Raw genomic sequence first — 7,579 nt, 5'->3', positions numbered from 1 at the left:
TGGAGGATGCAATAGCGCGTATTTGTTGATTTAGTGTTAATTGTTGGCGATGGGGTGAAGAGGGTAAAAGCCAAGGTTTTAGACGGTTTTAGGTGAATAGCGCTGTCTAGGCCTAGGCTCATTTTAACCGAGTGCCACTTTACCTATATTAGTCATCCTGCATGGATAGAAAGGGAGCGATGATCATGTGCAATTATGAGGAATTTAGACTTTCTGATGGGCGGATTTTGTGTCTCGTCGATGCTCACGGTTTGATTGAAGCCGAACGCGACATCTTATGGTGATGAGAATCACTCTCAACTCGATGTAGATGCGAACCATTATCATCACGGGTCCTTCTGGCGCGGTTGATTGCGGGGGCAGCGACACGCAGTGCTTCACTACATATGAGGATTTTAGAGGGCTTGGTTGTTGTTTTATTAGCGGGTTTTTAGGGGGCGTTCATAATTTTGAACGCTATCTATAGTGTTGATTATAATTGATTATTTTCCTTGTTTTCTCAGAACCTCAAAAAATTGGTGTGCTCGGATATACCAACTTCAATAGATCGATTTGTGATCCTTCGATCTTTGTTGAATGGACCGATATTTTGCCTCTATTCGTAAGTGAGTAGCTATATAAAGCGAAGAACAATGATGGGGAGAAACCTACTTTTGTCTGAATACATCAGAGCGTCGCCGCCTAAGCATATCGATTCGTTCCAGCTTTATCCCAGAATCACTTAACTGATAACTAAATAATTCCAAATTTGCTAACCGGTTAGTGTTGTATGTCATGACTGAATGCTTGCCAGAGTAAAAAGCTCGCGCTAAACAAGTTGGTTAAGGAAGACTGTTCGTGGTCATGCCTGCAATGCCAGTTGGACAATCTGCAGTATTTTGGTCTGAAAGACCGCAGGGATTAGTGATGATTAACTACCTGGTTCAGCCAGTGCATGCAGCAAATTTTTTTGGACGATGGCTACAATGGCCTAAATCGATACCTAATTTGCATTATGTTTGCGGTGCTATTCAAAATTTCAGACGTCATTATCAGTGATTTTTTTACACAAAATGGAAAAGTCATCCTTAGGATTGAGTAGAAAATCTTTACCTACAATTGAAGTCATCTCAGCTTCGGAGATAAGAGGATTGTCAATTTTAAATATTAACCTTTGATTCATTTTGCTTTTTATCAAAAAATCACAATGACGTTTGTAAAATAATTTTTCAAACTCACCATTGTTGATTATTCTTCGAAGACCGACTTCTATTCTCTGGGCTAAGTGAGGCTTATTAGGTGAAACATAAAAATAGGTCGCAAGAGGGATATGCAGCAAAATGTTTTCATCAATCACTAGATTTGGATACTGTAGATTGAACTGCTTAAGTTCTTGATAAGCTTCATTCACTCCACGGCCAAATGTAACAAATCTTCCCTTTGATAGCATGTTAAATAAACTATCATATTGAACGCTTTCAATGACCTCAAATCCAGCCTGTTGCATGGCAACTTTAGTTGACCATTGACTACCTGAGCCTGTTTTAAGAGAAGTTAACTGCATAATAGAGGTGATTTGAGCCAACGATTTCACATTTTCCTTCTGAATAATGAAAACTCTAAATCCTTGAACTCCCTTACGTATGGGGATTTTTATTGGTATAAGCTTTGTATTCCACTCTAAGCTTGAGGCTTCAGCTATGACATTAATATTTTGACCATCTTGCAATTCTCTTAATATGCGATTTCTGCTCATAATGACATCGGAAACCTCCAATGATGCTTGGCCAAAATCGGCTTTGGTTGCATCAATAACAAGTTGTAAAAGGTCATACGTATATTTGTATCGATCATCATGATTAGATTCTGAACGATTGATTATGAACTGATCGTTAGCATAAGTGATGGGGATACTTGTTAAGCCCATCAAGAGAATAACACTCAAAAAAATTCTAAATATTTGTAAGTTATACATAAGAAACTCATGTCCATGTTCAGAAACCTATTTACTACATCCTCAAATAGACTATAGCTTAATTGGTCTGAACGGCGAAAAAACTAATGACTTGTATAAATTATACTCATTAAATATTTACGATATGTGAGCACTCCACCAACTAGGATAAGCAAATATTCTAGCTGCTATTTTGAGGCAACTGGGGGTATGGATTTAAAGAGACCGATCTAGCTGAGCTGCTATTTGTTAACTCGTAAATTTATAGATTTTTGAAATGGCATGTAGTTGACAAATCAAAAGGCAAAAGAGTAACACTTGCCGGATGACTCGACACTAAACTTGCTGAGTTCCAAATGCAGGACAGTGGAGTGGGGTATCGTATGACATTACAGACTCATGATCCATCACGTTGATTTTCGTGTAGTTATATTGTGCCGCCTCTGCAGAAGTTATGTCAGATTTGATAACAAAAGCTAAGGGCCACTAGTATGATATTGAGCGGGTAATATACGCTGCACTATATTTCTATGTATTGGAACTCTGGGTAGAATGCGGTCTGTTTATTCTCAGGTTTATATTGTCAATTACCCATTGTGCTCGGTTTGTGTTCTTGGTTAATAAAACATCGAAATAGCTGCATCTGAAATGACACATATCGACTGCAAATGAGAATCAAAAATGTTGGGAGAAAACAGATTTAACATGAAAGAATATTGAGGCTATACGTAATCTTGTTGTTTCAGAACAGTTAATTTGGAAGTTTATTAAACTAATTGTGTACATATGAGTGTACAGAACTGGAATGTGTACATTGTTTTTTGTATTATTAATCAATGGTTAAGTGGTTTTAGTTTCGTAGTCGTGCCAAAATATGCTTGGCTGGGAATGGTTAGACATAATTAAATTCAAATGACAGTTTGTCGAATAATAACATCTTAACACCGAAACTCCCCGAATGAACATTTACACCATTAAGGTAATTAAGTCATTATCTTGAGAATATAAAGACTTCATTGGTGATCTTCATTCAGATTCAAAGGTACAATCACGGCTGAACAGGGGAATTATGTCTTATGTATCATCAATTTCTAAATGGGCCTATGGTGCTTGATGCTGAAAAGGCGTCGATACTCACGTTGCGGTTACCCGACGATATCAGTGATTTTATTGTGTTACAGGCGATCAGTGCGCCTTTGCTAGAGGTTATCGTTATTGCTGAAGCTGGAACCCCACAAAATATTGCGATTCGTTTTCAACCGTTTATGGGTCTTAAAGTTGAATCGTTACCGCAAAGTGCACAGGCCTTTAATACACCGATCACTCGAAGTCTTGGGCAAGGTTTTCGGCTCTATACGCGAATGGGCACTGCTGCAAAATTTTGCGCGGCAGAATTGAGACGGGGCGTATCTTTTACCTTAGACATGACTAATGGTTTAGATGAAGGTAATTCAGTCATAGATAATTGCTTAACGTTTGCTTTACAAGCGGATTCAAAGTTTGAGTTAGTGCCTTTAGAAGCCGATTTACGCGTTTTGCATGAACCTAAAGCGCTAATGGTCGCTAAAGCTCTGTTAGCAAGGCAATACGATTATGCCGCATCATCTGAATCCCTCGCCATTTACATGACCGAAATTGAGCAAGTTAGGTTAGAATTACAAGCTTTTTTACGTGGGGAGCTTGGTCAATGTCAGGCTAGTCTTGCCGACGAGGTATTAAGGCTTGATCCCTTGTTACTTCAGAAACAACAGTGGTTATTTAGAACCTATACCCATATGTTTGAGCGTCCCAATTATAGTCGCGCCGCTAATGATGCTGATAACACAGACAAGTTATTAAGAAAATTAGAGTGTTATGAGTTACTTGCGCCACCAGAACTGATCCAGATGGTTGACCGATTAATGGAAGACGAAACGTAAACCTTTCTTGCCCAAATTTAGTTAAAGATAAGAGTCCACTATGCACTATTTATGTCCTCTGTGTTCCGCGCCGCTGACGTTAACGGACCGCACTTGGGGTTGTCCACAGCAACATAAGTTTGACATGGCTAAAGAGGGTTATGTCAACTTATTGCCCGTACAGAAGAAAAACTCAAAAGATCCAGGTGATAACAAGCAGATGATGTTTGCTCGGCGTGAATTTTTAAACGAAGGGTATTATCAAGGCTTGAGTGATAAAGTGAATGAACTCGCGATCGAGTTTGGTGCTGATGCAAAACAGATCCTTGATATAGGCTGTGGGGAAGGGTACTACAGCCAGCGTTTATTCAATGTGTTGAGTCAGCACCATGATTGTGATTTACAAGGCATAGATATTTCTAAGTCAGCAATTAAATATGCGGCTAAACGCTACTCCAATTTAGCATTTTGTGTGGCAAGTGCCTATGAGATGCCCATCGCCTCTCAAAGTGTCGATCTTGCCATTCGCATTTATGCACCTTCCAAAGTTGAAGAGTTACAACGCATTATGGCCGATGGTGGTATCTTGATAACAGTCTCTCCCGGACCTTCGCATCACTTCGCTTTGAAGCAACAAATTTATGCAGAACCTAGATTGCATCCTGTATCTGCTGCGTATATTGCTGGTTTTGAGTGCCTGCATCAGGAACGCTTAATTTCTCAGCTTGAACTGACAAAAAGTGATCACATTGCTCATTTTTTAGAAATGACGCCTTACGCTTGGAAGTTTACCGATGCGCAAAAGCGAGCATTTGCTCTGCAAGGACTAAGCTGTGAATTGGATTTCCAAATTGAAGTGCATCGCATTTCAAGATAAGTGAATAGATTAAGCTATTGAAATAAATTATTTAAAATGTTTAACTGTAAATGCTAAGCAGCATGAACTGAATGTTCTGCTAGCCGGTTGCAAAACCGCAAAGTAGATTTAGGCAAAATAAATAATCCAAAGTGTCGCAGTGTGTTGACTTATCTTTAGAATGGTTTATAGTCTTATCAGCTTGAAGGTTGGGCTTATATTTATGTGTTCAATACGACCAGTTCGTCCTGTAAACATAAGTAATACCGGCATTTTCCAGCTCCACCGCCGTTAAGGCTTTAATTTTTTATTTACAGGATTTATATCATGTCTCAAGTTACTGGTGTTGTTAAGTGGTTCAACTCTGACAAAGGTTTCGGATTCATTGAGCAAGAATCTGGTCCAGACGTATTCGTACATTTCCGTGCGATCAACTCTGACGGTTTCAAAACTCTTGATGAAGGTCAAAAAGTGTCTTTCACTGTGACTCAAGGTCAAAAAGGTCCACAAGCTGAAAACGTAACTATCATTGGTTAATTTTCAGTGCTGTTAGCCTAGAGCTGATAGCAATGGATTAAAGGGCTATGGTTTATTCCATGGCTCTTTTTGTTTGTGTGAAATTTAACATTCTTTTGAAGGTTAGTTGGTCCTCTAGATTGTGTAGTCTTCTCCGTTAAAAGTTATATAAATAGCCGCTAGATTAATGAGCTTAGGTTGCTCAATTGGCTTCTTAGCTATCGTAATAGTTGTTAGCACCTACTTTCAGATTTTCTCTTTATCTCTAAGACACATCATTTCTAGAGAGTTAAACTTCAATAAAGCTCTTTCGATTCATCCTCCATGTTTGCATCAGTTGTATTAAACACTATTACACCTCTCGATACTGTATTCTCGATACTGTATTTAGTGTAAGCGTAACCTCAATTCTAGGCCGATAACGCATTTATCCCATCATATTCTCGTTGCATGGATTAGCAGGGGCATTATGACTGCTTTGGAGTCTGTTGGTGTAGGTCTGCATAGGTGAATGCAAAACTATAAATCTCGTCATGACTAAGTTTAGACGTGTTAGAACTGAGGGGATGAGGAGTTACTTATTGATATAAATCAGCTTTACCGTTAAATGATTAATGGTAATAAAAAAGCCTGAACATTGCGATTCAGGCTTTGGTATTTCATATTTAAGCTAGCACTTATTGTTGAAACTTAGATTATGAATCCAGCTTATCATCTGCCACTTTATAGTGAGGATCATCGAGTTGATTCACTTCGACAAGATTTCCCGCTTTATGCAGCAGTGCTTTACAATCAGCGCTTAAGTGGATCAAGTGCAACTTCTTACCCGCATTAACATAACGTTCAGCGAGCGTGTCTATTGCTTCCAATGCGGAATGATCGGCAACCCGAGAGTTCTTAAAGTCGATAACCACATCTTGAGGATCTTTTGCTGGGTCAAATAATTCGAGGAAGTTCGCAATTGAGCCGAAAAATAATGGGCCATTGAGTTTATAGACTTTCCAGCCTTGCTCATTCTGCTCTTCAGTCACATTAATATGCTTGGCATGTTCCCAGGCAAAGACTAAGGCTGAAACGATCACGCCGACAAATACCGCAAATGCCAAATCGGTAAATACGGTTACCGTCGTCACTAGCACGATAACGAAGGCATCATGCTTCGGGACCTTGCCCATAAACTTAAAGCTTGCCCATTCAAAAGTGCCGAGCACAACGATAAACATTACCCCAACTAGCGCCGCAAGGGGGATTATCTCAATAAATGAAGCGCCAAATAAGATAAAGGCAAGCAGTGCGACTGCTGCTGTAATTCCTGATAATCGGCCGCGTCCACCTGAGTTAATGTTAATCATCGATTGCCCGATCATGGCACAACCACCCATAGCACCGAAGAAGCCGCTGGTGATGTTTCCAAGGCCTTGGCCGACGCATTCTTTGTTGCTGCGGCCACGGGTATTAGTCATCTCATCTATCACAGTTAATGTCAGCAGTGATTCGATAAGGCCAACAGCCGCTAAGATGCAGGAGTAGGGCAGGATGATATATAAGGTCTCAAGATTAAAAGGCACAGAGGGAATAGCAAAGCTAGGTAATGAACCCGCTATGGTCGCATTGTCGTTACCACTCATGGTTTTGAGGAAGTCGAGGACATTACGAGTATCAAGATCGAGTCCGACGACAATTGCCGTTACAGTGAGGATTGCTACTAGTGATGAAGGCACTGCTGTGGTGATCTTAGGCAAAAAATAAATGATAGCCATCGTCAGTGCTACTAAGCCTAACATCAGCATTAATGGTTCTTGTGGCAACCAGACTAAGTTTCCGCTGGCATCCTTGAACTTAAACTGACCTAGCTGGGCGAGGAAAATCACAATCGCCAGACCATTCACAAAGCCAATCATGACGGGATAGGGCACAATCCGAATAAATTTACCGAGTTTACATACCCCGGCTGAGATCTGGATGAGTCCCGCTAAGACTACGGCAGCAAATAAATATTGGACACCGTGCTCAACGACCAAAGACACCATGACGACGGCCATCGCGCCTGTCGCGCCCGAAATCATCCCTGGACGGCCACCAATCAGTGCCGTGATAAGTCCCATGATAAAGGCGGCATAAAGTCCAACCATAGGCTCTACATGGGCGACAAAGGCAAATGCGACCGCTTCTGGGATAAGCGCAAGTGCAACTGTTAGCCCTGAAAGCACATCGGCTTTATGACTAGACGTTTTGTGGCGAATGAGATCAAACATTGAACCTCTGTTATTAAGTTGTTGTGTGGATAAAAATAAGGCGCGAATACTAACAAAAAAATGGATTGAGCTAAACCTTAAATATAGTGTGAGTTTTACGATAGAAATAAAAAAGCCATGC

5 protein-coding genes are annotated in these 7,579 nt (G+C 40.3%); 3 read left to right on the top strand and 2 right to left on the bottom strand.

Annotation, left to right across the window (positions count from 1 at the left end):
* Nucleotides 1-1,018 precede the first annotated feature (1,018 nt).
* Nucleotides 1,019-1,954 carry a hypothetical protein gene (locus Q4Q49_RS21740; protein WP_311991045.1) on the bottom strand — a complete coding sequence of 312 codons (936 nt, stop codon included), beginning with the start codon at nucleotides 1,952-1,954 and terminating at the stop codon, nucleotides 1,019-1,021.
* A gap of 1,055 nt (nucleotides 1,955-3,009) precedes the next feature.
* Here Q4Q49_RS21740 and Q4Q49_RS21735 point away from each other — a divergent pair.
* The 3 genes from Q4Q49_RS21735 to Q4Q49_RS21725 all read left to right on the top strand — a co-directional run bounded on the left by Q4Q49_RS21735 (nucleotide 3,010) and on the right by Q4Q49_RS21725 (nucleotide 5,224).
* A complete protein-coding gene (locus Q4Q49_RS21735; protein ID WP_312000421.1) occupies nucleotides 3,010-3,852 on the top strand; it encodes a hypothetical protein in 843 nt (280 codons plus the stop codon).
* A gap of 40 nt (nucleotides 3,853-3,892) precedes the next feature.
* A complete protein-coding gene (gene rlmA / locus Q4Q49_RS21730; protein ID WP_312000420.1) occupies nucleotides 3,893-4,708 on the top strand; it encodes a 23S rRNA (guanine(745)-N(1))-methyltransferase in 816 nt (271 codons plus the stop codon).
* A 306-nt stretch (nucleotides 4,709-5,014) separates the two neighbouring features.
* Entirely contained in the window at nucleotides 5,015-5,224 is a 210-nt protein-coding gene (locus tag Q4Q49_RS21725) for a cold-shock protein (RefSeq protein WP_011789734.1), read from the top strand.
* Between the two features lie 674 nt (nucleotides 5,225-5,898).
* Here Q4Q49_RS21725 and Q4Q49_RS21720 read toward each other — a convergent pair.
* The gene (locus Q4Q49_RS21720) at nucleotides 5,899-7,458 is read right to left on the bottom strand and encodes a SulP family inorganic anion transporter (RefSeq protein WP_312000419.1); all 1,560 of its coding nucleotides are present in this window, start codon (nucleotides 7,456-7,458) and stop codon (nucleotides 5,899-5,901) included.
* Nucleotides 7,459-7,579: the final 121 nt, after the last annotated feature.

This window comes from Shewanella sp. SP1S1-7 (assembly GCF_031932105.1).
Taxonomy (GTDB): Bacteria; Pseudomonadota; Gammaproteobacteria; order Enterobacterales; family Shewanellaceae; genus Shewanella; species Shewanella baltica.
The sequence above is the reverse complement of the archived record's forward strand: the minus strand, read 5'-3'. Positions and strand labels throughout refer to the sequence as shown.

Excerpts from the sequence above, each read along its gene's own strand:
- Q4Q49_RS21740 (WP_311991045.1), bottom strand. The coding sequence starts at position 1,954 with ATGTATAACTTACAAATATTTAGAATTTTTTTGAGTGTTATTCTCTTG.
- Q4Q49_RS21735 (WP_312000421.1), top strand. The coding sequence starts at position 3,010 with ATGTATCATCAATTTCTAAATGGGCCTATGGTGCTTGATGCTGAAAAG.
- rlmA (WP_312000420.1), top strand. The coding sequence starts at position 3,893 with ATGCACTATTTATGTCCTCTGTGTTCCGCGCCGCTGACGTTAACGGAC.
- Q4Q49_RS21725 (WP_011789734.1), top strand. The coding sequence starts at position 5,015 with ATGTCTCAAGTTACTGGTGTTGTTAAGTGGTTCAACTCTGACAAAGGT.
- Q4Q49_RS21720 (WP_312000419.1), bottom strand. The coding sequence starts at position 7,458 with ATGTTTGATCTCATTCGCCACAAAACGTCTAGTCATAAAGCCGATGTG.